The organism is Streptomyces diversicolor (genome assembly GCF_057537855.1).
On the sequence record NZ_BAAJXA010000050.1, the window covers coordinates 13,786 to 37,679 of the forward strand.

18 protein-coding genes and 5 pseudogenes are annotated in these 23,894 nt (G+C 70.8%); 19 read left to right on the forward strand and 4 right to left on the reverse strand.

The genetic code is table 11. The features are described from left to right. Window positions 1–183 precede the first annotated feature (183 nt). Complete coding sequence (locus AC27LF_RS38660; RefSeq protein ID WP_479663906.1) at window positions 184–585, forward strand: hypothetical protein; 402 nt, start codon at window positions 184–186, stop codon at window positions 583–585. Window positions 586–621: 36 nt separating this feature from the next. Here AC27LF_RS38660 and AC27LF_RS38665 read toward each other — a convergent pair whose 3' ends face one another. After that, window positions 622–2,202, reverse strand: a complete 1,581-nt coding sequence (locus AC27LF_RS38665; protein WP_479663905.1) for a PucR family transcriptional regulator — start codon at window positions 2,200–2,202, stop codon at window positions 622–624. A 125-nt stretch (window positions 2,203–2,327) separates the two neighbouring features. Here AC27LF_RS38665 and AC27LF_RS38670 point away from each other — a divergent pair, with 125 nt between their 5' ends. From AC27LF_RS38670 to AC27LF_RS38745, 16 genes and pseudogenes are all read left to right on the forward strand, one after another. Beyond that, window positions 2,328–3,779, forward strand: coding sequence for a sodium:solute symporter family protein (locus AC27LF_RS38670; protein ID WP_479663904.1), 1,452 nt, complete (start codon window positions 2,328–2,330; stop codon window positions 3,777–3,779). Between the two features lie 67 nt (window positions 3,780–3,846). Next, the gene (locus AC27LF_RS38675; protein ID WP_479663903.1) at window positions 3,847–4,611 is read left to right on the forward strand and encodes a class II aldolase/adducin family protein; all 765 of its coding nucleotides are present in this window, start codon (window positions 3,847–3,849) and stop codon (window positions 4,609–4,611) included. A 326-nt stretch (window positions 4,612–4,937) separates the two neighbouring features. After that, window positions 4,938–5,818, forward strand: a pseudogene (locus AC27LF_RS38680) (IS5 family transposase). Further along, window positions 5,815–6,567 (forward strand): IS110 family transposase, encoded by a 753-nt coding sequence (locus tag AC27LF_RS38685; RefSeq protein ID WP_479663902.1) that lies wholly within the window; start codon window positions 5,815–5,817, stop codon window positions 6,565–6,567. The pseudogene AC27LF_RS38680 and the gene AC27LF_RS38685 overlap by 4 nt, the downstream one beginning before the upstream one ends. Window positions 6,568–6,584: 17 nt before the next feature. Beyond that, window positions 6,585–6,884, forward strand: a complete 300-nt coding sequence (locus tag AC27LF_RS38690; protein WP_487231293.1) for a reverse transcriptase N-terminal domain-containing protein — start codon at window positions 6,585–6,587, stop codon at window positions 6,882–6,884. Continuing rightward, a pseudogene (locus AC27LF_RS38695) lies at window positions 6,799–7,830 on the forward strand (transposase); the annotation flags it as partial. The gene AC27LF_RS38690 and the pseudogene AC27LF_RS38695, both read left to right, overlap by 86 nt. 358 nt (window positions 7,831–8,188) lie before the next feature. Next, a complete protein-coding gene (locus tag AC27LF_RS38700) occupies window positions 8,189–9,289 on the forward strand; it encodes an ABC transporter substrate-binding protein (protein WP_479663900.1) in 1,101 nt (366 codons plus the stop codon). Next, window positions 9,286–10,413 carry an ABC transporter ATP-binding protein gene (locus AC27LF_RS38705; RefSeq protein WP_479663899.1) on the forward strand — a complete coding sequence of 376 codons (1,128 nt, stop codon included), beginning with the start codon at window positions 9,286–9,288 and terminating at the stop codon, window positions 10,411–10,413. Before AC27LF_RS38700 ends, AC27LF_RS38705 begins: the two co-directional genes overlap by 4 nt. Beyond that, window positions 10,410–11,354, forward strand: coding sequence for an ABC transporter permease (locus AC27LF_RS38710; RefSeq protein WP_479663898.1), 945 nt, complete (start codon window positions 10,410–10,412; stop codon window positions 11,352–11,354). Before AC27LF_RS38705 ends, AC27LF_RS38710 begins: the two co-directional genes overlap by 4 nt. Next, window positions 11,351–12,187 (forward strand): ABC transporter permease, encoded by an 837-nt coding sequence (locus tag AC27LF_RS38715; RefSeq protein WP_479663897.1) that lies wholly within the window; start codon window positions 11,351–11,353, stop codon window positions 12,185–12,187. The genes AC27LF_RS38710 and AC27LF_RS38715 overlap by 4 nt, the downstream gene beginning before the upstream one ends. Beyond that, the gene (locus AC27LF_RS38720) at window positions 12,184–14,313 is read left to right on the forward strand and encodes a hydantoinase/oxoprolinase family protein (RefSeq protein WP_479663896.1); all 2,130 of its coding nucleotides are present in this window, start codon (window positions 12,184–12,186) and stop codon (window positions 14,311–14,313) included. The genes AC27LF_RS38715 and AC27LF_RS38720 overlap by 4 nt, the downstream gene beginning before the upstream one ends. Then, a complete protein-coding gene (locus AC27LF_RS38725; protein ID WP_479663895.1) occupies window positions 14,313–16,367 on the forward strand; it encodes a hydantoinase B/oxoprolinase family protein in 2,055 nt (684 codons plus the stop codon). Before AC27LF_RS38720 ends, AC27LF_RS38725 begins: the two co-directional genes overlap by 1 nt. Continuing rightward, on the forward strand, window positions 16,364–17,296 hold the full coding sequence (locus AC27LF_RS38730) for an LLM class flavin-dependent oxidoreductase (RefSeq protein WP_479663894.1): 933 nt from the start codon (window positions 16,364–16,366) through the stop codon (window positions 17,294–17,296). Before AC27LF_RS38725 ends, AC27LF_RS38730 begins: the two co-directional genes overlap by 4 nt. Continuing rightward, window positions 17,293–18,522, forward strand: a complete 1,230-nt coding sequence (locus AC27LF_RS38735; protein ID WP_479663893.1) for a M20 metallopeptidase family protein — start codon at window positions 17,293–17,295, stop codon at window positions 18,520–18,522. The genes AC27LF_RS38730 and AC27LF_RS38735 overlap by 4 nt, the downstream gene beginning before the upstream one ends. Before the next feature lie 46 nt (window positions 18,523–18,568). Beyond that, complete coding sequence (locus AC27LF_RS38740) at window positions 18,569–20,356, forward strand: thiamine pyrophosphate-binding protein (RefSeq protein WP_479663892.1); 1,788 nt, start codon at window positions 18,569–18,571, stop codon at window positions 20,354–20,356. A 57-nt stretch (window positions 20,357–20,413) separates the two neighbouring features. Then, on the forward strand, window positions 20,414–21,091 hold the full coding sequence (locus AC27LF_RS38745) for a GntR family transcriptional regulator (protein WP_479663891.1): 678 nt from the start codon (window positions 20,414–20,416) through the stop codon (window positions 21,089–21,091). Window positions 21,092–21,096: 5 nt separating this feature from the next. Here the strand turns inward: AC27LF_RS38745 and AC27LF_RS38750 are convergent. The 3 genes and pseudogenes from AC27LF_RS38750 to AC27LF_RS38760 form a co-directional block, all read right to left on the reverse strand. Further along, window positions 21,097–21,252, reverse strand: a pseudogene (locus AC27LF_RS38750) (IS5 family transposase); the annotation flags it as partial. Then, window positions 21,237–21,398, reverse strand: a pseudogene (locus tag AC27LF_RS38755) (IS630 family transposase); the annotation flags it as partial. The pseudogenes AC27LF_RS38755 and AC27LF_RS38750, both read right to left, overlap by 16 nt. 83 nt (window positions 21,399–21,481) lie before the next feature. Beyond that, window positions 21,482–22,354 (reverse strand): SDR family NAD(P)-dependent oxidoreductase, encoded by an 873-nt coding sequence (locus AC27LF_RS38760; RefSeq protein ID WP_479663890.1) that lies wholly within the window; start codon window positions 22,352–22,354, stop codon window positions 21,482–21,484. Window positions 22,355–22,459: 105 nt separating this feature from the next. Between AC27LF_RS38760 and AC27LF_RS38765 the strand changes: the two genes are divergently transcribed. Both AC27LF_RS38765 and AC27LF_RS38770 read left to right on the forward strand, forming a co-directional pair. Next, on the forward strand, window positions 22,460–23,110 hold the full coding sequence (locus AC27LF_RS38765; protein ID WP_479663889.1) for a TetR/AcrR family transcriptional regulator: 651 nt from the start codon (window positions 22,460–22,462) through the stop codon (window positions 23,108–23,110). A gap of 266 nt (window positions 23,111–23,376) precedes the next feature. Then, window positions 23,377–23,864 (forward strand): annotated as a pseudogene (locus AC27LF_RS38770) (PP2C family protein-serine/threonine phosphatase); the annotation flags it as partial. Between the last annotated feature and the right edge of the window lie 30 nt (window positions 23,865–23,894).

The window sequence follows — 23,894 nt, forward strand, 5'->3', positions numbered from 1 at the left end:
GACCGTGACAGCTCGGCCGGTGGTCAGCAGTGGCGTCCGGATGGGCGTCTTTCCCTCGCGTACGCGGGCACAACCCTAGCGACGTGCGCCCAACTTTCCTGTTTTCAGGAGGTATTGATAGACATTCATGGTTCCGTCATGTTCTGTCCCCTTATTTAGGGCGAACGAGCGAGAGGTGATCTCATGCGACGAACCGAGTACGACGCGAGCCAGGCCGCCAAGCGCCTGAAGGTGCCGACAGCCGCGTTCCGATGGGCGCGGCACACCGGTCTCATCCCCGACCCGGACGCGTCGTCCTTCCAGTGGTCCCGGGCCGCTGTCGAGGCGCTGGACACCGACGCCATCCGAGCCGCGATGCCCTCCCCGCCGATCTCCGGCGGCGCGGCGGTGGTGATGTCCCAGCGGCTGACCACGGCGCTCGCCTCCGTCGTCGCCCGGCACCTGCACCCCCTGGCGGAACGCGCGCTCACGACAGCCGGCGACTCCTACACGCCCGCCGCGGGCGACGCCGTGGTGGAGGTCGTAGCCGGCACGACCCGACACCTGGTCGTCTTCCCTGTCAAGTTCTTGGGTTCAGATCTTTGATCGGGCTACCTGGACACTCTTGGCGGTCTGCGCCCGTCAACTATCGGCTGACTCTCCGGGCAGCCACTGCAGAGCGAACCAGAGTTCCATGCGGACGCCGGGGTCCTGGAGATCTACGTCGAGGATGTCGGTGACCCGGGTCAGGCGGTGGCGCACGGTGTTGCGGTGGACCTGCAGAGCCGCTGCCGTGCGGTCCCAGCTGCCGTGAAGGGCCAGCCAGGTGCGCAGGGTATCGAGGAGGACCGCGGCCCCTGGCGCCCCGACCTGGTCCAAGGGCGCGAAGCGGGTGCGAGCGAGTTCCCGGGCGTCGGTGGGGGAGACGAGTGCGTGGAGGGTGAGAGCGTCGGCGGTGTGGACGACGGCGGGAGTCTCGGTGGCGATCGCGCGCCGCAGGGCGCGCTCGGCTTGGGTGTCGGCGTGTGGCAGGTCCTGCGCGGACGCGGGCGCGCTGTAACCGAGGACCCACCCGAGGTCGGCGGCCTGCGCGGGGACACTCGGCCGGGCGTGGGGGGGACTGAGGATCAGCGCCTTCAGGCAGGGGCCGTCCAAGTAGACGTAGGGGGTTCCCAACAGGGCGCTCAAGGCGGCGAGTTGGGCTGGGTCATTGTCGGTCGGCGGTACTGAGGCGGACCGTGTGGGCAGATGGCGCCCGTGTACCACCGTCCAGTGGCCGCCCTGTGTCTCGCCGTCGGACTCAAGGGCGAGCGCCACCTCGGCGGGCGTAGCGCCGAGCATGAGCCGTACCAGCGCGCCGACGCTGTGAGTGTCGGTGCTCAGGGCGTGTCGGGGGCTGGTGAGCAGGGCCAGCAGAACCGTCGCCGTACTCGTCACCCGGCGGTGCACGACGGTCGGAGGCGTGGTGGCGGCCTGGCCGAGGGCCAGCGTCGCGGTGGTGCGGTCCGTGCCGGGCAGGGCGTGGACGACCATGTGGATCCCCTGGTCGGGTTCGTGGGCCGCTGCCGCCGTGGGACCGCAGGTCCGCCGCAGGGTTCGCACGACGAGGTTGCGAAGGAGCTGTGGGGCGTCGGGGAGTGCGGGGCGGGGGCCCGCCGAGAAGAGTTCGGTGCCCTGGGCGTCGTACAGGACCGACCAGGTGGTGGTGTGGGCGGCGAGCTGGCCGAGTACGGCGCGCAGGGCGTCGGGGCGGGCGGCGGCCGAGGCGAGGGCTGATTGCGCCCGGGAGATCTCGCGCAGCTCACGGTTGCGGGCCTCGGCGATCGCCGCGTACACCGCCTGCCCGACGGCAACGAAAGGGGTGGCCGGTGGCAGACGGAGCAGGGGCAGAGCGTGCCGTTCGCAGGCCCGGACCAGTTCGGCCGGCACCTCCGGGTGCACGGGGACGACGCCGAAGCCGAGCGCGGTGACACCGGCGGCGACGACGCGTCGTACGTACGTGTCGACGCCGTCCGCGTCGTCGGGGAGCCGGATGCCCGCGGTCAGCAGGAGTTCGCCGCCGGCCAGGTAGGGGGTGGGGTCCTCGATCTCGGTGGTGCCGACCGTGCTGACCAGATGGTCGTCGGCCGGCGGACCCGCGATCTGGGTGAGGCCCAGTCCCGGGTCGGCGAGCAGCACGCCGAGGCGCACGGACGGCTGACCGTCGTTGTCGGACTCATCCAATGGCTGTCTCCAGATTGGACAGAAGCGGCACTTCAGTCCCAGTAGACCTGGTGGCTACGTTTCTGTCATCCCCCCACCACCTCCGCTCTCCCCTCTCCTCCCCTCTCCTGTCCTTGGAGGATTCTGTGACCGTCGACTATCTCGTCATGGCCGCCTATCTGTTGGGCATCGTCGGTGTCGGCTGGTGGGGCAAACGGCGTGCCGCCTCCAAGAGCGACTTCCTGGTCGCCGGTCGTCGCCTCGGCCCGCTGATGTACACGGGCACCATGGCCGCCGTCGTGCTCGGCGGTGCCTCCACCATCGGTGGTGTGCGCCTGGGGTACTCCTACGGCATCTCGGGCGCCGCCATGGTGTTCGCCATCGGCCTGGGGCTACTGGCTCTGAGTGTCTTCTTCTCCGCCCGGATCGCGCGGCTGCGCGTCTACACGGTCGCCGAGATGCTGTCGCTGCGTTACGGCGACGCGGCGAGTGTGATCTCCGGCGTCGTCATGTGGATCTACACCCTCATGCTGGCGGTGACTTCGACGATCGCGTACGCCAGCGTCTTCGACGTCCTGTTCGACGTGCCCCGCTGGGTCGCTGTGGTCGTCGGGGGCTCGATCGTCGTCGGCTACTCGGCGCTCGGCGGGATGTGGTCCATCACGCTCACCGACATGGTGCAGTTCGTCGTCAAGAGCCTGGGCGTGTTCCTCCTGCTGCTGCCGATCGCGGTGGTCAAGGCGGGCGGGATGGCCGACCGGCTCCCGCACGGCTACTTCTCCCCCACCTCCATCGGCGGACAGACCATCGTCACGTTCGTACTCATCTACACCTTCGGCATGCTCATCGGTCAGGACATCTGGCAGCGCGTCTTCACCGCCCGCAGCGACAAGGTCGCCACCTGGGGCGGCACCGTCGCCGGGCTCTACTGCCTGCTCTACGCCCTGGCCGGCGCGGTCATCGGCATGGCCACCAAGACGCTCTACCCGAACCTGGCCGCGGCCGACCAGGCGTTCGCCACGATCGTCCAGCACGTCCTGCCGACCGGTGTCCGCGGCCTCGTCCTGGCCGCCGCCCTGTCCGCGATGATGTCCACCGCCAGCGGCGCACTGATCGCCTCCGCGACCGTGGCGAACAACGACATCTGGGCCCGGCTGCGCCGCCGCGCCCCCAGCAGCGCCCAAGAGCACGACGAGGTCGGCTCCAACCGGCTCGCCATCGTCACCCTCGGCATCGTCGCCATGGTGATCGCCTGCGTCCTCGGGGACGTCATCGAGGCCCTCACTGTCGCCTACAACCTGCTCGTCGGCGGCTTGCTGGTCCCGATCCTCGGCGGCCTGCTCTGGCGGCGCGGAACTCTGCAGGGCGCACTGACCGCCATGATCGCGGGCGGCACGACGGTGATCGCCCTGATGGTGACCGACGGCCTGCTCGCCAACGAACCGATCTACTACGGCCTGCTCGCGAGCCTGGTGGCCTATGTGGCGGCCAGCCTCCTGAGCCGCCCTACCGAGGCAGCGCTCTTGGAGGCATGGAACCGTCGCCTGGCGGGCGAGCAGACCCCCGCTGTCACGGCGCCCGAGCTCACCACGGCCTGAGCCACGCACCGCACCGCCCCCCTCCGCACGCACATATCCGTACCTCACCGAAAGGGAAAGGCCCTCTATGTCCGCCCCCACCGTCTCTCCCGAAGAACTGCGCCTGCGCCGCGAACTCGCCGCCGTCTACCGCCTCGTGGCGCACTTCCGGATGACCGACCTGATCTTCACTCACATCTCGGTACGGCTCCCCGGACCGGAGCACCACTTCCTGATCAACCCCTACGGCCTCCTCTTCGAGGAAATCACCGCCTCGAACCTGGTCAAGATCGACCTCAAAGGCAACCCGGTCGAAGAGACCCCTCACCCCGTCAACCCCGCCGGCTTCGTCATCCACAGCGCCGTCCATGCCGCCCGTCCCGACGCGCAGTGCGTCCTGCACACGCACACCAAGGCCGGCTGCGCGGTCGCCGCGCAGGAGGAGGGCCTGCTCCCGCTCAACCAGATCTCCATGGAGTTCTACGGCAGGCTCGGCTACCACGCCTACGAGGGTGTCGCCCTCAACCTCGCCGAACAGCAACGGCTCGTCGCCGACCTCGGCGGCCACCCGGCGATGATCCTGCGCAACCACGGCCTGCTGACCGTCGGCGAGACCCCCGCCCAGGCGTTCCTGCGCATGTACTACCTGAACAAAGCCTGCGAGATCCAGACCACGGCCACAGCCAGCGGCACCAAACTCGTCCTGCCCGCCCCCGAGACCTGCGAGCTCACCGCACGCCAGCTGGTCGGCGAGGACCACAGCTCCGACCTCCAGGACGACAAGGCGTACGACCTCGCCTGGTCGGCCCTGCTGCGTCTCGTCGAGCGCATCGCCCCCGACTACGCAGACTGAATCACCACCGTGCCCTCACCTGCCGTGTCGCGGCCGCTGTCCGGCCGGTTGAAAGGCACTGCTGTAGCGGGCGCCGGACGCGGCGCCCGCTCTTAGAGGTCGTTTTCACCTTCAATGTGAGCGTCATCCTGGATTTTTCGGTGGGAGTTGGTCGTTGTGCTGGGCCTGGTGGAGTGGATGTGGCGCATGTGCTGCAGGGGGTGACGCCTGGGACGCAGTGCGGCTTCCGTCTGTCTCATCCCAGGACGCCCGTCGTGCGGCCTGTGCTTCCGCTGCTTGCGGTGCACGCCTGGGCGCACGCCCCCGGACGGCGGTAGGTCCAGGTCATGGTCGAACGTCGTGCGTATCCGAGTGATCTGTCCGGTGCCCGCTGGGAGTTGATCGAGCCGGTGCTGTCCGCCTGGCGGGCCGAGCGGCGTCGTCAGGCGCTGAGCGTCGGCCGGCCGCCCGAGCACGATCTGCGCGAAATCATGGACGCGATCCTGTCCGTGGACCGCACCGGGGTGCAGTGGCGCTGCCTGCCCCACGATTTCCCCGCCCTGGGAGACCGTCTACGGCTACTTCGCCAGGTGGCAGAAGGCCGGCGTGTTCGCCCAGCTCACCGGCGTGCTCCGGCGATTGTCGAGGCAGAAGGAGGGCAAGGATGCAGAGCCGTCCGCGTGTGTGATCGACGCGCAGAGCGTGAAGACCTCCACCAGCGTCCCGGCCGCAGGCCAGGGCACCGACGCGGCGAAGAACATCGTGGGCCGCAAGCGCAGCATCGTCACCGACACCCTCGGACTGCTGCCGGCGGTGCTGGTCACCGCGGCGAGCGTGCAGGACTCCGCCGCCGGCACCCACCTGGTCGACCAGGTGGCCGCCGCACACCCCACCATCCGCACGATCCGGGAGGGACGGCGGCTACCGACAGCACCTCGTCGAGCACCCGGCCGCCCTCGGCATCGACAGGGAAATCGTCCAACGCACGCCCGGAACCAGAGGATTCACCCCGCTGCCTGAACGCTGGACCGTGGAGCGGACCTACGGGTGGCTGATGTTCCACCGCCGCCTCGCCCGTGACTACGAGACCCTGCCCACCCGCTCCGAAGCCATGATCCAGCCGGCCATGACCGACCTGACGGCCCGCCGGGCCCGCCGCCTCACCGGCGAAGCCACCATCTCCTGGCGCGACCCGACACCACAGGATCAAACACCTGTTCCAGGATGAAACATCGGGAGAGAACGACCTCTGAGTCCACCCACACCGCTACTGCCGTTGACCACCCCGCCTCGAATCAGCAGCTGGAGTCGCTGAGGGCCGAGGCGAGCCTGTCGGAGTACCGGCGGCTGCTGGCCTGGGCCCGCCGCTGGCCCCAGCGCACGTGGGTGGTGGAGAACGCGAGTGGCCTCGGCCGCAAGAACGACCGGATCGACGCTGCCGCAGCGGCGACTGCCTACCTGCACGGCGACGGACGCGAGGTGGAGGCCGAAGACCACACCACGGCCCTGGCCCTGCTGGACGAACGACGCGTCAACCTCGCCCAGGCCCGTGCCCGTACCGTCAACCAACTGCACGCTGTGCTTCGGGATCTGCTTCCCGGCGGGGCTCCGGCCCGGCTGTCAGCAGATCAGGCCGCCGCGAGATGCGGCAGGCGCCGGGCGGATATGCATGCCGCTCGGGAGGACACCGCCGCCCCGGGATATAGAGGGCGCTCATTCCGGTCGTATCTCGCACGCGCGGAACGTGGAAACCCCGACGGAGGCCGCCGCTCTGGCATGAGCGACGGTGGGCTGACCGTGAGGAAGGCTGATGTCTCCGGCGGGACAGGACGGTTCAAGAAGCGAAGGCCGGCAGGCCGAAAGGCCAGAGGAAACCAGGGCGGTGTATGCGTCGGCCTCTCCGTCGCAGTCTCGGCCAACTCGCCGGATACCGGACCGATATCCGGGTCCGAAAGGACGCTGACGTGGGCCGGGTGAGCCTGTGAGGAGGGATGATGGCAGCAGCGACAGCACCGAAGGACAAGTTGGAGGCCACGGCTGCGGCCGGGGTGAACGGACCGGAGGACGACTTCTTCCCGGACTGGGACAGTATCGACTGGGACCAGGTGAACAAGAACGTACGCCGTCTGCGCCAGCGCATCTTCACGGCATCGAGGGACGGTGACCTGGCGAAAGTCAGGAACCTGCAGAAACTGATGCTCCGGAGGGCTGGCGGATCTCGCCGAGGCGACTGGGCTGACAGCCGCGTTCTGCACCGCGCTCGGCCCTCTGCGGCCACGTGGCACCGGTCATGACCCGAGCCGCATCGCCACCGATCTCGCGGTGATGCTCGCCGACCGCGGCGAGCCGATCAGGGATCTGGCCGCGCTGCGAGACCAGGGCGAGGTGTTCGGCACGGTGGCCTCCACGCCCGCGGCCTGGCGGCTCCTCGCCAGCATTGACCATGCCGTCCTGGCCCGGCTGCGGTCGGCCCGCGCCGCCACGCGGGAGACAGCCTGACTGCAGGCCACCGCAACTGGTGTGGGCATCCCCGCCGCGCGGGCCGGCGGCCGGGACCTTCCCGGCCTGGTCCTGGACATCGACGCAACCCTGGTGACCTGTCACTCGGAGAAGGAACGGGCCGCCGCCACCTACAAAGGCAGATTCGGCTTCCACCCACTGCTGTGCTTCCTGGCCAACACGGGTGAGGGGCCGTCGGGCCGGCTCCGTCCCGGCAATGCCGGAGCGAACACCACCGACGACCGCATCACGGTCCTGGACGACGCACTCGGCCAGTTGCCCGAGGCCGACCGCTACGGCACCGAGATCCTCGTCCGCGCCGACAGCGCGGGCAGCGCAAAAGCCTTCTTGGCCCACCTCCGCCGATTGCGCGAGCGAGGGGTGAACACCTTCTTCTCCGTCGGCACCGCCGTCACTGAAGATGTCCGCCGCGCGATCCGCTCCGTTCGCGACCGCCTGTGGCATCCGGCTCTCGACCATCGTGCGCCGCGAACGCCCCACTCCGGCGCTCAACTGTTGTTGTTCGACCAGGACGAGGGCCTGCGGCATCAGGCGTTCATCACCGACACCCCGTGCGCAGGCGCCGGCTCGGCCCAGTACCTGGAGGTCCGTCACCGCGGCCACACCACGGTCGAGGACCGCATCCGCTGCGGCAAAGACACCGGCTTCGGCCGCTTCCCCTCCCGCCACTTCCAGATCAACGCCGACTGGCCGGAGCTGTTCCTGACCGCGATCGACCTGCCTTCCTGTCGAGGGCTGTGGCGCCGTAAAACCCGTTGTCCACACCGCCGACGAAGGTCGGCGACTGTCGGAGGGTGCGCTCGGCGTTGCCGTGGTAGCGCGGGGGAGGGGCTGAGGGAGACGTCGAACTCGGCCTGATCCCCATTGACCATCCAGCGGGATCCGGGTGCAAAGCGCCTGGTCCGGCGAGGGGTTTTTGTTGCGGGACTGTGAAGTCTCACCGCTGGGGGCTTTTGGCATACCGTTTCGCATGCGAAGCTGCATGCGAGATTTTTCCTCGGGTGGCGGGGTCGCTCCGTGGCGTCCCGCCCCCGGGGGCCGCTTGGCAGCCCAGCCCTTGAACGACAGAGGATTCGCCATGACGTACCTTGATCGTCGCGCACTCCTGCGCTCTGCCGGTGCCGCGGGAGCGGCCCTCCTGGGCGGCGGTCTGCTGGCGGCCTGTGGGTCGCCGGGCCGCACCTCGGCCGACGGGTCGACCACTCTCACCCTTTTCCACTGGGCAGGGGCGCAGGGGACCGTGCCGCGCAGGGTCGCCCAGGCCTTCGCGAAGAAGCACGACGTGACGATCCGCTACATCGAGGGCACCAACGCGGACACCTTTCCCAAGCTGGTGTCCTCCGTCCAGGTCAACGCCGACAAGCCGCTGCTGAACCTGGGTTTCTTCAACGCGCAGAGCTTCGCCCAGGGTGCCGCCGACGGGCTGTGGGCGCCGGTGAGCGAGAAGTCGGTACCGAACATCGCGAAGGTGCTGCCGGGATACACCACCGGTAACCGTTTTGGCGCCTACATGGTGATGGACGCGATGGGCCTCATCTACAACAAGAAGGTCATCCGTACTCCGCCCACCTCCTGGACGGACCTCTTCGACTCCGCCTACCGGGGGCGGGTGACCACGTGGGACGCCCCCGCCTTCAGCGTCAACGCCGTCCCGGTGATCAACCAGATCGAGGGCGGTTCCGACGGCGACCTCTCCAAGGGCATAGCCGCCTTCTCTCGGGCGGCCAAGAAGGGGCAGTTCAGCGGACTGATCGGCTCGATCGACCAGTTGCGCCAGCAGCTCAACAGCGGGCAGGTCGTCATCGCGCCCGGCTTCCAGGGTGTCGCGCAGCCGTGGATCGACGAGGGCGACCCCATCGGCTTCGCCGTGCCCAAACAAGGGGTGATGGCCTTCCCCGAGGGCTTCCAGCTCGTGAAGGGGTCGAGCGAAGACCAACTCGCTCTGGCCGCCGACCTGATGAACGAGATCTTCGCTCCCGACGCGGTCTCCGACTACAGCGCGGCCACCGCCACCATCCCCCTCGTCGAGGGTGCACGGCTGCCCGCCAAGTACCGCGACATCGAGAGTTTCCAACTGAAGACGGTGCAGAACGCCCTCAAGCTGGACTGGACCGCCCTGGTGACCGGCCTCGACAAGGCCACGACCGCCTGGAACAACGACGTAAAGGCGCATCTGTGAGCGGCGCTTCGTCCGACGCGGCCGTACACGCGGAGGCAATCACCCGCTCCTTCGGCTCCCGTCGGGTCCTGGACCACGTCGAACTGGAAGTGCGCCAGGGCGAGTTCTACTCACTCCTGGGCCCTTCCGGCTGCGGCAAGACGACCGCGCTGCGCATCATCGCCGGACTGGAGCACGCGGACGAAGGCGTCGTGCGGATCAACGGCGTCGACGTCACCCGCACGCCCGCCCACCGCCGCCCCACCAACCTGGTCTTCCAACAGGGCGCCCTGTTCCCGCACATGGACGTGGCACGCAACGTCGCCTTCGGGCTCAGCACGGAGCGCACGGACCGCAAGGAGACGGCCCGCAGGGTCGCCGAGGCACTGGACGTGGTGGGGATGTCCGCCTTCGCCGGGCGAGCACCGAGCACCCTGTCGGGAGGCCAGCGCCAGCGCGTCGCCATCGCACGGTCCCTGGTCAAGCGCCCCCGGGTCCTTCTGCTGGACGAGCCCCTGAGCGCCCTCGACCTCGGCCTCCAGCTCCAGATGCGGCGCGAACTGCGCGCTCTCCAGCGCCGTACCGGCACCACGTTCGTCTGTGTCACCCACAACCAGGCGGAGGCGATGGAGATGTCCGACCGTATCGCCGTCATGGCCCACGGCCGGATCGAGCAGGTCGGCACAGCACAGGAGCTCTACCGGTCGCCGGCCGGCAGGTTCGTCGCCGAGTTCATCGGCGAGAACAACATCTTCGAGGCGACCGGCGTCCAGGACGGCCCCGAGGGCGCCCGCCGTGCCACAACGGCCGCCGGGCTGCGGCTGCCGCTGCCTGAGAAGTCCTCCGCCACCCCGAAGACGGTGGTCGCCGTACGCCCGGAGTCGTTCCGCATCACCTCGCCGGACACTCCCGGCGCAGCGGGCCGTGCCACCGTGCGGTCCGCGGGCTTCTTGGGAGCCCGCGTACGCGTCGTCCTGGAGACGCCCGACGGCCGGGAGATCCTGGTCGACACGACCGCCACGGGCCCGGCTCCGTCGGTCGGCGAGAGCGTGGGCCTGACCGTCGACGCCTCGGACGTCGTCGTACTGCCGCCCGCCGCGGCCGGCGGGGCGCCGCGCCCCGCGGTACCCGGGAGCACACGGTGACCGGCACGCGCGAAGAGACACGCAGCACCCCCGCCGTGCGGCCGCCCGCCCACGAGGGCCGTCGGACGGCCACCGACCGGCATCGGTCGAAAGACGCACGGCTGGCGTACGCGCTCGTCGCGCCCGGCGTCCTCTACCTCCTGCTCGTCTTCTGCTCGATCATCCTGCTCCTGCTGTCGTACAGCTTCCGCACCGAACGCACCAGCCGTCTCTTCGCCCCGTTCGACCTGGGCACCTGGACCCGGCTCCTCGACGATCCGTACACGGCGGATGTGCTGTGGACCACCCTGCGGGTGGGCGCCATGGTGGCCGTGCTGGCTGTCCTGATCGCGTATCCCATCGCCTGGTGTCTGCTGCGGGTGCGCCGCTGGTGGCTGTCCGGCCTGCTGATGTTCGCTGTCTTCTCGCCGATCCTGGTCAGTGTCGTGGTGCGCTCCTACGGCTGGATGCTGCTGCTGGCGCCGCACGGGCTGCTGCACGGCCCGCTCGGCGGCTGGCTCTACCACGAACCGGGTGTGGTCCTCGCCCTCGTCCATGTCGAACTGCCCTTCGCGATCGTTCCGTTGCTCGGCTCGCTGCGGTCGCTGCCCGAAGGGGTGCTGGAGGCGGCGGCAGACCTCGGGGCATCCCCGTGGCGGCGGCTGCGGTCGATCCTTCTGCCGCTGACCATGCCCGGCGTCATCGCCTCCCTCCAACTTGTCTTCGCCCTGACCGTGAGTGCCTTCGCCACCCCCTCGCTGCTCGGCGGCGGACGTGTCGCGGTGCTGGCGCAGTCCGTCTACCAGAACATCCAGCAGCTTCAGTGGCCGCTGGCTGCGGCGCAGGCGCTGGTCCTGCTCGGCGTGGCGCTGGTGGTGCTGGCCACCTTCAACCGGCTCGGCCGCCTGGCCGACGTGCGCCACCGTGCGCCCGCCGGCGGCCGGCGGGAGGTGGGAGCGTGACGACGTCCCGCCGCCTGCTGCCGGTTGTCCGCGGCCTCTTCCTCACGACGGCCACGGTGTTCGTGCTGCTGCCGCTCGTCGTGGTGGTCTACAGCTCCTTCCGGGGCACCGCCGCGTCCGGCGGGGGAGAGGGCTTCACCGTGCGCTGGTTCCGGGAAGCGCTGTCCTACGAGCCCTTCACCGTGGGGCTGTTGTACTCCACCCAGGTCGCGGTGCTGGCCACGTGCATCTCCGTGGTCGTGGGCACGGCCGCCGCCCACGCCATCGCCCGGCTGTCCTTCCCCGGCCGTCAGTTGCTGCGCTCCGTGTTCGTGATGCCGCTGAGTCTGCCCCGCGTCGTCACCGGGTTCAGCCTGTTCGTCCTCTACGCCTCGCTCTTCCCCGCGGCTTACGGCACCGTCGGCGGTATCGCCTTCGCCCACTGTCTGCTGCTGATGCCGTTCGTCGTGGCCGTCGTGGGGGCGGCGCTGGCCGGCCTGGACCCGGCGTTGGAGGAGGCGGCCCGCGACCTGGGCGCCTCCCCGCTCGCCGCGTTCGTCCGGATCACGCTGCCGCAGGTGCGGCCCGCGCTGCTGGCCGCAGCCGTGTTCGCGTTCCTCACGTCGTTCGACGAGGTGGACACCTCGGTGTTCCTGATGCCCGCCGACACCACGACGCTGCCGGTGGCCATGTTCCTGCGGCTCGAACAGCGGCAGGACCCCACGGTCACCGCCATGTCGAGCCTGCTGATCGCCGGTTCACTGCTGCTGGCGGCACTCGCGGCGGTGGCGGCCCGCCGCGTGGCCGGCGCCCTGGTGAACGCCCCCGCACCGCAAGGAGATTTCGCCTCATGAACACCCGCTGCCCGTCCGCCGAGCCCGCCTGGGCCCGGTCCGTGGCACCGGCGTACCGTATCGGTGTCGATGTTGGCGGCACCTTCACGGACGTGGTGCTGGCCGCCGCGGACGGCTCCGCCCTGCACACCGCCAAGGTCCCCTCCGACGCCGCCCGGCCGGCCGCCGCCGTAGTGCGGGCCGTGACCGGGATCCTGGAGCGGCACCAGGTGGCACCGGAGCAGGTGGAGTACTTCGCGCACGGGCAGACGTTCGCCCTGAACACCGTTCTCCAGCGGTCCGGCGCCCGCACCGGGCTGCTGGTGACGGCCGGTTTCCCGGACCTGCTGGAGATAGGGCGGCTCCGCCTGCGCGACCCCATCGACTTCTTCGCCGACCCCCGCCGCCCCCTGGCCGACCGCAGGGACGTACGGGAGATCCCCGAGCGGATGCGCGTCGACGGCAGCGTCGACCGTCCACTGGACGAGGCGGCCCTCCTCGCCGCCGCCAGTGATCTGCTCGCCGACGGGGTCGAGGCCCTGGCCGTCGTCTTCCTCCACGCCCACGTGCACCCGGGGCACGAGCAGCGGGCCGTTGCGCTGCTGCGGCAGGCGCACCCCGGTCTGATCGTGGCCGGTTCCGCCGAACTGTGGCCGGAGGAGAAGGAGTACGAACGCGCCACCGTCGCCGTTCTCGCCGCGCATGTGGCGGGACTGTTGCGCGGCTACCTCGGTGACCTCTCGCACCGGCTGCGCGAGCAGGGGCTCAGCTGCCCGCTGCACATCACCAAGTCCAACGGCGGCGTGATGTCCGTGCAGGGAGCCCTGGCCGCCGGTGAGGGAAGCGCGGAACTGCTGCGGGCAGCCGTGGAAACCTTGCTGTCCGGTCCTGCGGCGGGCGTCGCGGGTGCCGTGCGGCTGGCCACCGCCGCCAAGGTGGACGACCTCGTCACCATGGACATGGGCGGCACCAGTGTGGACAGCGCGATCGTCGAGGGCGGGCGCATCCCCTATTCCACCGACGCCGAGCTGGGCGACTTCCCGCTGATCACCCCGTCGGTGGAGGTCTACTCGATCGGTGCGGGCGGTGGTTCGGTGGCCTGGCTGGACGCCTCCGGCGTGCTCAAGGTCGGCCCGCGCAGCGCCGGCGCCCACCCGGGCCCCGCCTGCTACGGGCAGGGCGGCTCCGAGCCGACCCTCACCGACGCCTACGTGGTCTGCGGCTACCTCGACCCGGACACCTTCGCCGGGGGAACGGTGCGCCTGGACCCGGGCGCCGCCCGGGCGGCGTTCGCGCCGCTGGCCCGGCGGCTGGGCACGGACGTGGAGGGCGCCGCGGAGGCCGTCGTGGACGTGGCCACCGCGATGATGCACGCCCAACTCGTCCCGCTCCTCGCCCGCCGGGGCGTCGACCCCGCCGGATGCCGTCTGGTGCCCTACGGCGGTGCCGGCCCCGTCCAGGCCGTGGCCCTCGCCCGTGCCCTCGGCATCCGGCACCTGCTGGTCCCCTGGTCCCCGGGAACCCTGTGCGCGTTCGGCGCGCTCGTCACCGACCTGCGCCACGACCTAGTCGCCCCCGTCGGGCAGACCACCGGCCACCTGGACGACGAACGGCTGCGGACCGTGTGGAAGGACCTGGAGGAGCGCGCCCGGCTCTGGTACCGCGACCAGTCCGCCGTCCTCCACGACCAGGTCGCGCTGACCCGCTGGGCGGACGTACAACTCGCCGGGCAGTCCTTCACCCTGCCCGTGACCCTGCCCGGGGACGGACAGCCGACCGTCGCCGCCCTCAGCGAGGCGTTCACCGCCCGCTACCGCGCGGCCTACGGTGTGGACGCCTCGGGACGCGAACTCGACGTGCGCAGTCTGCGGATCACCCTGACGGCCCGCTCACAGCCGCTGACCCCCCGCACCGGTTCCGGCACCGAGGTCAGGCCCCGGCCGCACACGGTCACCGAACACGGCCACCGCGTGTCGGCGGGCCGTGTGGAACGAGCCGATCTCGCGCCCGGCGTCCGGCTCAAGGGGCCACTCGTCGTCTCCGCGCCGGACGCCACCGTCTTCCTGCCCACCGGCGCCTGCGTCGAGGCGGACGCCATGGGCAACCTGCTGATCGACGCCGGGCGAGCCCGGGGGAAGGCCGACTGATGCGCAGCTCACCGGTGACCTTGGAGATTGTCGCGCGTCGGCTGACCGCCGTCGTGGAGGAGATGGCCGAGACCATCCGCCGCACCAGCTTCAGCGTCTTCGTCAAGCAGACCGCCGACTTCGGGACCTGCCTGGTCACCCCGGACGGCGAGGTGTTCGCCGCACCCCGGAGCATCTCCGGCAACCTGATGATCGGCGCGCCCGCGCGAGCCGCCATCGACGCGCTGGCCCCGTACGCGCCCGGCGACATCGGCATCAGCAACGACCCCGACGCCACCGGCGGACTGGTCACCCATCTGCCGGACGTGTGGACCTGGGCCCCGCTGTACGCGCAGGGCCGCATCATCGCCTACGCCTTCAGCTTCGTGCACGCCTCCGACATCGGCGGCTCGGTGCCCGGCTCCATCTCCTGGACCCACACCGACCGCGCCCAGGAGGGCGTCCTGATCCCGCCCGCCAAGCTGCGCGAGGCCGGCCGGGAGAACACGGCACTGCTGCAGACGATTCTCGCCAACACCCGGGTACCGGAGGAGAACCACGGCGACATCGACGCCCAGATCACCGGACTGGTGGCGGCCCAGCGCCGCATCGACGAGATCGTCGCCGTGCACGGAGCCGACGCGCTGGAGGACGCCGCCGCCGACCTGCTCGACGAGGCGGAGTCCCGGGCGACCGGGCTGCTGGCCGAACTCCACGACGGCAGCTACCAGTTCGTCGACTACGTGGAAGGGCTCACCGAGACCGGCCCGGACGGCCGCGAGACGGTGACCGTCCCGCCGACCCGGCTCGCGCTGGAACTCACGCTCACCCGGGGCCGCCCCCATCTCTCCTTCCAGGGCACCTCGCCCCAGGTCGCCGAGGCAGTCAACCTGCCGACCGGGGGCCGTCCCGGCCACTACATGCTGGTGTTCGCCCTGGTGAACTACCTGGTGTCCAAGGACCCCGGCATTCCCTACAACTCCGGCCTGGTCCGCGCCGTCACCGCCGACCTGCCACCCGGCTCGGTGGTGAACCCCGGCCCCGGCGCCACCTGCGGGGTCCGAGCGGCCGTGTTCTTCCGCATCATGGACTGCGTGCTCGGCTGCCTGGCCCAGGCAGCGCCCGACGACGCCCTCGCGACCGGGTCCGGGGCGGTGGCGATCGCCACCGTCGCGCACACCGACCCGGTCACCGGCAAGCGCCATGTGGCCGTCGGCCAGCCGCTGACCGGCGGATCCGGCGGGCGCCCCGGACGCGACGGCCTGCACGGCACCAGCTTCACCGGCGGCTGGCTGCGCAATGTGCCCAACGAACTCCTGGAACAGGACGCCCCCGTCCTCGTCGAGGAGTACCGCTACCGCACCGGCTCCGGCGGCGTAGGAGCCCGCCCCGGCGGAGCGGGTATCACCCTGCGGATCCGGGCCCTCGCCGACGGAGTCACCCTCGCCGTGCGCGGCATGGAACGCCTGCTGTTCGAGCCGTGGGGTGTGCAGGGCGGCGGCACCGGCGCGCCCGGTCGCGCCCTGCTCAACCCGGGCACCCCGCGCGAACGAGACCTCGGCCGCGTCAATGTCGTCACCCTGGCCGCCGGGGACGTCCTCCTCGTCGAGACCGCGGGCGGCGGCGGCCTCGGTCACCCCCACGACCGGCCCGCCGACGCAGTCGCCGCCGACGTGGCCTGCGGCCTGCTGGATCCCGACCTGGCCGCCGCGGCCTACGGCGTCGCCCTGCACGCGGACGGCACCGTCGACCAGGAGGCCACGACCGGGCTCCGCGCCCAACAGGACCCGCGGGAAGGGACGTTCACCCTCGGTTCGGCCCGCGCCGCCTACGAGCGACGCTGGCCCCCGCAGGTGCAGGAGGACCTGGTCGAGGCCGTCGGCCGCCTACCGCGGGCCGAGCGTGCCCAGGTCTACCGCACCGCCTACGTCACCGCCGACCGCGAGGCCGGACCGGGCACGGTGACCTCCGCCGCCGTGATCCACGCCGTACGCCGGGCCGCCGGCCAGACCGGCACGGGAACCGACGAACCCCGCACTACGGACCCGCACAGGACAGGAGCGACGTCCCGATGACCGGCACCCCTCTCAGGTTCGGCCTGATGACGTACGAGGCCGCCCCCTGGGCCCAACTCACCGAACGCTGGCGCCGGTTCGAGGACCAGGGGTGGGACAGCCTGTGGGCCGGAGACCACCTGTGGAGCGCCCTCGATACCCAAGGGCGCCCGGTGCGCGGCCGGTTCGACGCCTGGATGCTGGCGGGCGGCATCGCCGCCGCCACCTCCCGGGTCACCGTGGGCACACTGGTGAGCGCCGCACCCCTGCGCAACCCCGCCCTGGTCGCCAAGCAGGCCATGACGCTCGACCACATCTCCGGTGGCCGCGCCGTGGCCGGTGTCGGGGCCGGCGGCAACCCGAAGGACCTGGCGTACGCGGGCGTACCGCCCTGGCCGCAGGCCGAGCGGGCAGCGCGGCTGGAGGAGTACCTGACCGTCGTCCGCGGCCTGCTGGAGCGGGACGGCTTCGATCACGACGGAACCTACTTCACCGTGGCGGGCGCGGTCCGGGCCCCCGCACCCGCCGCAGCCGAGCGGCCCCCGCTGCTCGTCGCCGCGCACGTCGACGCCACCCTCGCGGTGGCCGCCCGCCACGCCGACATCTGGAGCAGCTACGGCAGCCTCTTCTCCCAACTACGCCGGGGCGTCAAGCTCGACGAGAAGGAGAGCCTGCGCCTGACCAGGGAGCGCGGCGCGCTGCTCGACGCCCACGCCGAACGCGCCGGACGCGACCCGGCGTCGATCCGCAAGTCCTTCATGGCCGGGTTCACCGAGGACGCCCCCTGGCAGTCGGTGGAACGCTTCCGGGACTTCGTCGGCCGCTTCACCGACATCGGCATCACCGAGTTCATGTTTCCCTTCCCGCTCCAAGGCCCGCACCGCGAGGGCGTGTTCGAGGAGGTCGTGGCGGATGTGCTGCCGCCCCTGCGGGCCGGAGGGCGGCCGTGAGCGCCGCGCGGGAAGTCCTCGGCGCACGCGCCCGTGCACTCGCCGGTGACCTGACCTCCCTGCGCCGCCGACTGCACGCCGTGCCGGAGGTCGGGCTGCGCCTGCCGCTCACCCAGGCCATTGTGCTGGACGCCCTGTCCCCGGCGGTCAAGGAGGCCGGTGGCGCGCTGGAGGTGACAACGGGCGCGGCGCTGGACTCGGTGACCGTGGTCCTGCACGGCGCCCGTCCCGGCCCGGTGGTGCTGCTGCGCGGCGACATGGACGCGCTGCCGCTGAGGGAGGCCACCGGACTGCCGTTCGCCGCCGACGCCGACCGTATGCACGCCTGTGGACACGACCTCCACACCGCCGCCCTGGCAGGCGCCGTCCGGCTGCTGGCCGAGCACCGGGAGAACATGGGCGGAAGCGTCGTGTTCATGTTCCAGCCGGGGGAGGAGGGATACGACGGCGCGGGGGCGATGCTCGACGAGGGCGTCCTCGATGCGGCGGGCCGGCCGGTGCAGGCGGCCTACGCCCTGCATGTCGTCGCCGACCTGCCCGCCGGGCGCTGCTACACCCGTCCCGGCCCGGTGATGGCTGCCTACGGCGTCCTTGACGCCACGGTCCGCGGCCGAGGCGGCCACGGCGGCAGACCGCACGAGGCACTGGACCCGGTCCCCGTGGCCATGGCCGCGGCCACCGCCGTCCAGACCTACACCGGCCGCCGCTTCGACGCCTTCGACCCCGTCGTGGTGACCGTGGGCGAGTTCCACGCGGGCACGGCCCCCAACGTCATCCCCGCCGACGCCCGCTTCCGGGCCGGTGCCCGTTCCTTCTCCGCGGAGGCGACCGCGCGCCTGGCCGCCGAACTCCCCCCGCTGGTCGAGGGGATAGCCCGCGCCCACGGCCTGGACGCCGAGGCGACCTTCACGACCGTCCTGCCCACCACGGTCAACGACCCAGGACATGCGGGCCTGTTCGCCCGCACCGCCGTCGAACTGTTCGGCCCCGACCGCTACGAGGAACTGGCGCGGCCCCGCGTCGGCTCCGAGGACTTCTCCCGGGTCCTGCAACGCGTCCCCGGGGCCTACGGCTACCTCGGCGCGGCCGCGCCCGGCCGTGACCGCCCCTCCGGCAACCACGCGCCGACCGCCGTGTTCGACGAGTCGGTCCTGCCCGATGCGGCACTGCTGCTGGCCGCACTCGCCTGGCAGCACGTCGGCCCCGCTCCCACGTCCTGTCCCTGATCGCTCTCGCCGCACGCCTCGCGGCGCCCACCACCTGGAGTTCTCCGTGTACGACGTCCAGCCCGAGCAGGTGCCCCTCGACCCGGCCGCCGCAGAGCCGGGTCACGCGCCCGGTGAGCGCCGGGGATGCGACGCGCTCGTCGACGCGCTCGTGGCCGCAGGCGTCACAACCCTGTTCGGCGTGCCAGGCGACACCGGCGTGGCCCTGTACGACGCGCTGTACCGGCGTACCGACGACATCCGGCACATCCTGGCGCGTGACGAGCGGCACGCGGCGGCGATGGCCGACGCCTACGCCCGCAGCGGCAACCGGGTGGGCGTGGTGGAGGTCTCCAGCGGCGGCGGAACGACCTATGTCGTCGGCGGCCTCGGTGAGGCCTACGCGGCGGGGGTGCCCGTGCTGCTCATCACCTCCGACATCCACGCCGGCAGCCGGGGCACGGGCGCGCTGACCGAGATCGACCAGGTCGCCCTGTTCTCCGCCGTCACCAAGTGGACCCGGGTGGCCGAGAACGCCGACGAACTACCGGAGCTGGTCGCCCGAGCGCTCGAAGAGGCCGTGTCGGGTCGCCCGGCACCGGTCGCGCTGATCGTCCCCGAGAACGTCCTGGACGAGCCGACCCGGGCCCGCCCCGCCCACGACGCCGGCGCGCCGGTCCTGCCCGCGCGGCGTCCCGCGGCCCCCGCCGAGGCCGTCGCCGAGGCGGCCCGGCTGCTGTCCCAGGCCCGCAGGCCCGCCGTTCTCGCGGGCTCCGGCGTCCATATCTCCCGGGCCTGGGACACCCTCGAACAACTCGCTGACACGCTGGGCGCCGCGGTGGCCACCTCCATCCACGGGCGTGGCGCGGTCCGCGGCGACTGCCCCTGGTCGATCGGTGTGGTCGGCAACAACGGAGCCCTTCCCGGCGCCAACGCGTTGATGCGCGAGGCCGACACGGTGCTTCTCGTCGGTACCCGGGCCAACGCGACCGACACCAACAGCTGGACCGGACCGGCCCGAGGCGGTGTGCCCGTCATCCAGATCGACATCGACCCCGCACGCGCCGGCCGCAACTTCCCCGGGGCCCTCGCCCTTCCCGGCGACGCGGACACCGTCCTGCGCCAGCTGCTGGACGCCGTCACCCGCATCGACGACACCGAACGCGCCCACCGGTTGACGGCCGTCCGGGCGGCCGCCGCGGCACCGGAGCCCGCCTGCCCGGCGGTGGCTGCCGGATCCGTGACCGGCGGACGGCTGCTGCCGGACGAGGTGGTCCGCATCGTGTGCGACGGCCTGCCCTCCGACACGCCCGCCCTCGCCGATCCTGGCACCCCCACGCCCAATGTCGCCGTGCACTGGCGGCAGCAACAGGCCGGACGCACCGTGGTGGTGCCCCGTGGCCACGGCCCCATGGGCTATGCGATACCGGCGGCCGTCGGCGTGGCCATGGCCCGGCCCGGCGTCCCGCTGGTGTCCTTCACCGCCGACGGCAGCTTCGCGATGGCGTGCGGTGAGCTGGAGACGGTGTCCCGTCTCGAACTTCCGGTGCTGTTCGTGCAGTTCACCAACCACAGCCTCGGCTGGATCAAGATGCTCCAGCATCTCTACACCGGCCGTCGCTACTTCGGCGTCGACCCCGGTACCATCGACGCGGTCGCCGTCGCCGGGGCGTGCGGCGTGGAGGCCCACGCGGTCCGCTCGGCCGACGAACTCGCCGCCCGGGTTGCCGACTTCGCCGAGCGGCCGCGGCCGCTGTACCTGGACATCGAGGTACCCCACATGATCGACTACACGCCGCCGGTGCCCGCTTGGGACCGGGGCCTCACCGGGAACGCCGAACGTCCCGTGTACTGACCGGCACTTCGGTGACGACGGGCCCAGGGCGGCAACGCGGCGGACAGGAACGGACCAGTGACGGAACAGCATCCGGACGCTTCATCGGGCAGTGCCGGCAAGGTGTCGGCGCGTCGCCGGTCGGAAGAGGTCTACTGGACCTTGCGCAAGGAGATCGTCGACGGAGTACTGCGGCCCAACGCGCCGCTCGTGGAGGACGAGATAGCGGCCCGGCTCGGCGTCTCGCGAACTCCCGTCCGGGAAAGCATGCAGCGGCTGATGGCCGACGGCCTCATCCGCTCGCAGCGGCGGCGCTGGGTGGTGCACGAGTACACCCAGGAGGAGGTGGCACATCTCTACGAGGTCCGGGCCGGCCTGGAAGCCCAGGCCGCCCGGCTGGCCGCGCTGCGCGCCACACCCGAGGAGCGTGCGGCGATCGCCGGGTGGCGCGAACGCATGACCTCGCCGACGGCGGACTCCCTGTGCGACCGCGTCTCCAGCAACGACGCCTTCCACGACAGCATCACGGCCGCCTCCAGCAACCGCCGTCTGCTGGAGATGATCCGCGCCAATCGCCTTTTCCACTTCAACAAACGCATCGCCGCGCTGTACAGCGCGGAGGAGATCGCGCTCTCCTCGCGACAGCACGGCGATCTCATCACCGCGGTCTGTGAGGGCGACGCGAACCGCGCCGGGCAGACGGCGCGGGAACACACCGAGTACTCCCTCGAAGTAATCCTCCGCAAGCTGTTCTGAGCGGTTCAGGAGCCGCGCCGGTCCGGGGTGGATGCGCGGGTGAGCCGTCGGCCCATGAGGTCGATCACCGCGACATGGATCATGGCTTCGGAGCGGTGGGAGCGGGTCTCGTAGTCGCGTGCGAGACGGCGGTGGTGCATCAGCCGACCAGCTGGGCGATCACCGGCACCCGGTTCCCGCCGGCCGAGGCCGGCAGCATCATCGCGCGCCGGTAGCGCACCGAACTGGTGCTGCCCCGACGCACGATCTGCTGCAGCTTCTGCCCCTCCTGGTCGGTCAGTCTGCGCACACGGACAGGCTCGGCCACCGCACCTCCAGCAATCGGATCGGACGTCACCGCACATCCAACCGCCCCGGCCACCACCCCGGCGAACCTATGCGGTCACGGCACTAGATGGATTCGTTGCCTTCCGGGTCGAGGATTTCGTCGAGGTCGGTCAGCAAACGCTCGGGAGTGAGCTCTGTGTCGTGTATGCCGCGGCTTCGCTGCACAATGATGCGTGACACCTGTCCGCCGGCTGCCGTGAGCACCTCGCCTGTCAATCGGCAAGCAGGGTGGGCCAGGAACACGGCGACAGGCGCTACCAGTTCGGGCGGCATGGTCTGGCGCATTCGCTCGACGAGTGCGGTGTCCATGGAGCCTGCGGTGGCGGCGTCCATCATCCTCGTACTGGCGCCGGGAGCGATCGCGTTGACCGCGACTCCGTGTGGCGCCCCGGCTACGGCCAGATTCCGGGTGAGCCCGAGAACCCCGCCTTTGGCCGTTCCGTAGTGCACCACGTCCGGGGCTCCCCATACGGCGGCGGAGACCGTATTCACGATGCGTCCCTCGCCAGTGGTGCACAGGTACGGCCACGCCGCATGGCTCACGAGGAAGGACCCGGCCACGTGGACGTCCAGTTGGGCTTGCAGGTCATCGAGGCTGAGATCGTCGAACGGCTTCGTACCGAAGATGCCCGCGTTGTTGACCACCACATCGATGCGTCCGTAGCGTTCGACAGCGGTAGCGACGATGCCGGCAGCCCCCACCTTGGTCGCCACGGAGTCATGGCAGGCCACTGCCTCGCCGCCACTGTCCCGGATCGAAGCGACCACCTCTTCGGCCGGGTCGTCACTGATCGGCGCTTCTTCCGGCGAAGTGTCGAGGTCGCACACCACGACAGCAGCTCCCCGCCGTGCGAAGAGCTCCGCCTCGGCGCGACCGATGCCGCGACCTGCTCCGGTGACGATGACCACTTTGCCGTCGAATCTCAGGTGACGCATGAGACCCCCTCCGAAGTAAACACTTGTTTACTTCGGATCGTAGGGATGCCCGCACCCTCAAGTCAACAGTTGCTTACATAGCGGCGCAGGTGCTACCACTGGAGCGTGACCACTGTTTCTCGTTCGCCGGGGGAGCCATTGCCGCAAGAGAACGCGCCCGCCACGCCACGCAGTCGCGATGCGGCCGCAACACGAGCCGATCTGCTGCATGCGGCCCGACGCCGGTTCTCCGTCCTGGGGTACGAGAGAACCACGTCGCGTGACATCGCAGCAGATGTCGGTGTCAACGTTTCGCTGATCAATCGCTACTTCGGGTCGAAGGACGGTCTCCTTGAGGCAGTCCTGCACGAGACGTCCGAACTACTGCCCCCTTCCGGCACGGCAGACAGTGATTCCGATCTGCTTGGCCAGGTGCTGCACCTCACTGACCGCGAGTCATGGCCCGAGTTCGGCGGACAGCATCCATTGCTGCTGTTCGTCCAGGACATGGGTGACGATCCACGTGTTCGCCTTCTTCGGGAAAGAGCTGTCCGCGCATTCGCGCACTCGCTGATCAGGAGCACCGGGCAGGCTGAACAGGCACAGGAAGAGTCGCATAATGCCGAAATCAGCGCACAGTTGATGACGGCGCTACTCCTTGGCATGACCGTGTTGCGCGAGATCACGCCCATCGAGCCTCTCGCCAGTGCGGACATCAACCGCCTACGCGCCCCCATCACGCGGGTCATCGAGGCGCTCCGTGTGGTCACCCCGTGAGTGTTCAGCCAGTCGCATACTGCAATGACACAAAGGGCGGCATGGACTCCGTCTATCCCACGACCGAAGATCCCCCCGACGCGGCTACACCACCACAGGGGACATGACCATCCGGGATGGTGTCCCGCCAAGTGGTGTAGGCGCTAGCGTCGTGAGTGCGCGGGTGTCTGCCCGGGGCGTGCATCAGTTGTTCGTGGCTGTTCCCTGAACACCGGGCAAGGGCCGGGCGAGGATCTCCGGGGTGCCGATCGATCATCGTCAGCCGCCGCAGCGCCCTCACCGCCGCCTCCCTCGTCGCCGAAGGCCCCGCCCGCGCTCTGGAAGTCCTCGGGGTGTACGCCCGTACCGTCGACGGCGCCGAGAACACCACCGTGGCCACGGCATTCATCGACTGGGAGACTCACACCATCACCTACAGCAGCGCCGGCCACCCTCCGCCCGGGCTCCTACAGAGGGACGGGACCGTCGAGTTCCTGGACCAGGCCACCGACCCGCCACTGGCCGCCCGCCCTCAGCACGCCCCCGGATCCAGGCTGTCACGGCCTTCCGCGAAGGCGCCGTTCTCGCTCTCTACAGCGACGGCCTGATCGAACGGCGACGCGAAGACATCGACACCGGCCTCGCCCGGCTCGCCGACTCCCTGGCGCGCCACCGGGCAGACGACCCCGAAACCCTCGCCGACGCTGTGCTCAACGACCTGCTCCCACCCGGCGGCGCTACTGACGACACCGCCCTGGTCATCGTGCGCCTGTGAACCCAGCACGTCACGTTCGCGGCCGGGGTC

What these genes read in the sequence shown, in the direction of transcription:
- AC27LF_RS38660 (WP_479663906.1), top strand. Translation starts at nt 184, where the DNA reads ATGCGACGAACCGAGTACGACGCGAGCCAGGCCGCCAAGCGCCTGAAG.
- AC27LF_RS38675 (WP_479663903.1), top strand. Translation starts at nt 3,847, where the DNA reads ATGTCCGCCCCCACCGTCTCTCCCGAAGAACTGCGCCTGCGCCGCGAA.
- AC27LF_RS38685 (WP_479663902.1), top strand. Translation starts at nt 5,815, where the DNA reads ATGAAACATCGGGAGAGAACGACCTCTGAGTCCACCCACACCGCTACT.
- AC27LF_RS38690 (WP_487231293.1), top strand. Translation starts at nt 6,585, where the DNA reads ATGGCAGCAGCGACAGCACCGAAGGACAAGTTGGAGGCCACGGCTGCG.
- AC27LF_RS38700 (WP_479663900.1), top strand. Translation starts at nt 8,189, where the DNA reads ATGACGTACCTTGATCGTCGCGCACTCCTGCGCTCTGCCGGTGCCGCG.
- AC27LF_RS38720 (WP_479663896.1), top strand. Translation starts at nt 12,184, where the DNA reads ATGAACACCCGCTGCCCGTCCGCCGAGCCCGCCTGGGCCCGGTCCGTG.
- AC27LF_RS38725 (WP_479663895.1), top strand. Translation starts at nt 14,313, where the DNA reads ATGCGCAGCTCACCGGTGACCTTGGAGATTGTCGCGCGTCGGCTGACC.
- AC27LF_RS38730 (WP_479663894.1), top strand. Translation starts at nt 16,364, where the DNA reads ATGACCGGCACCCCTCTCAGGTTCGGCCTGATGACGTACGAGGCCGCC.
- AC27LF_RS38760 (WP_479663890.1), bottom strand. Translation starts at nt 22,354, where the DNA reads ATGCGTCACCTGAGATTCGACGGCAAAGTGGTCATCGTCACCGGAGCA.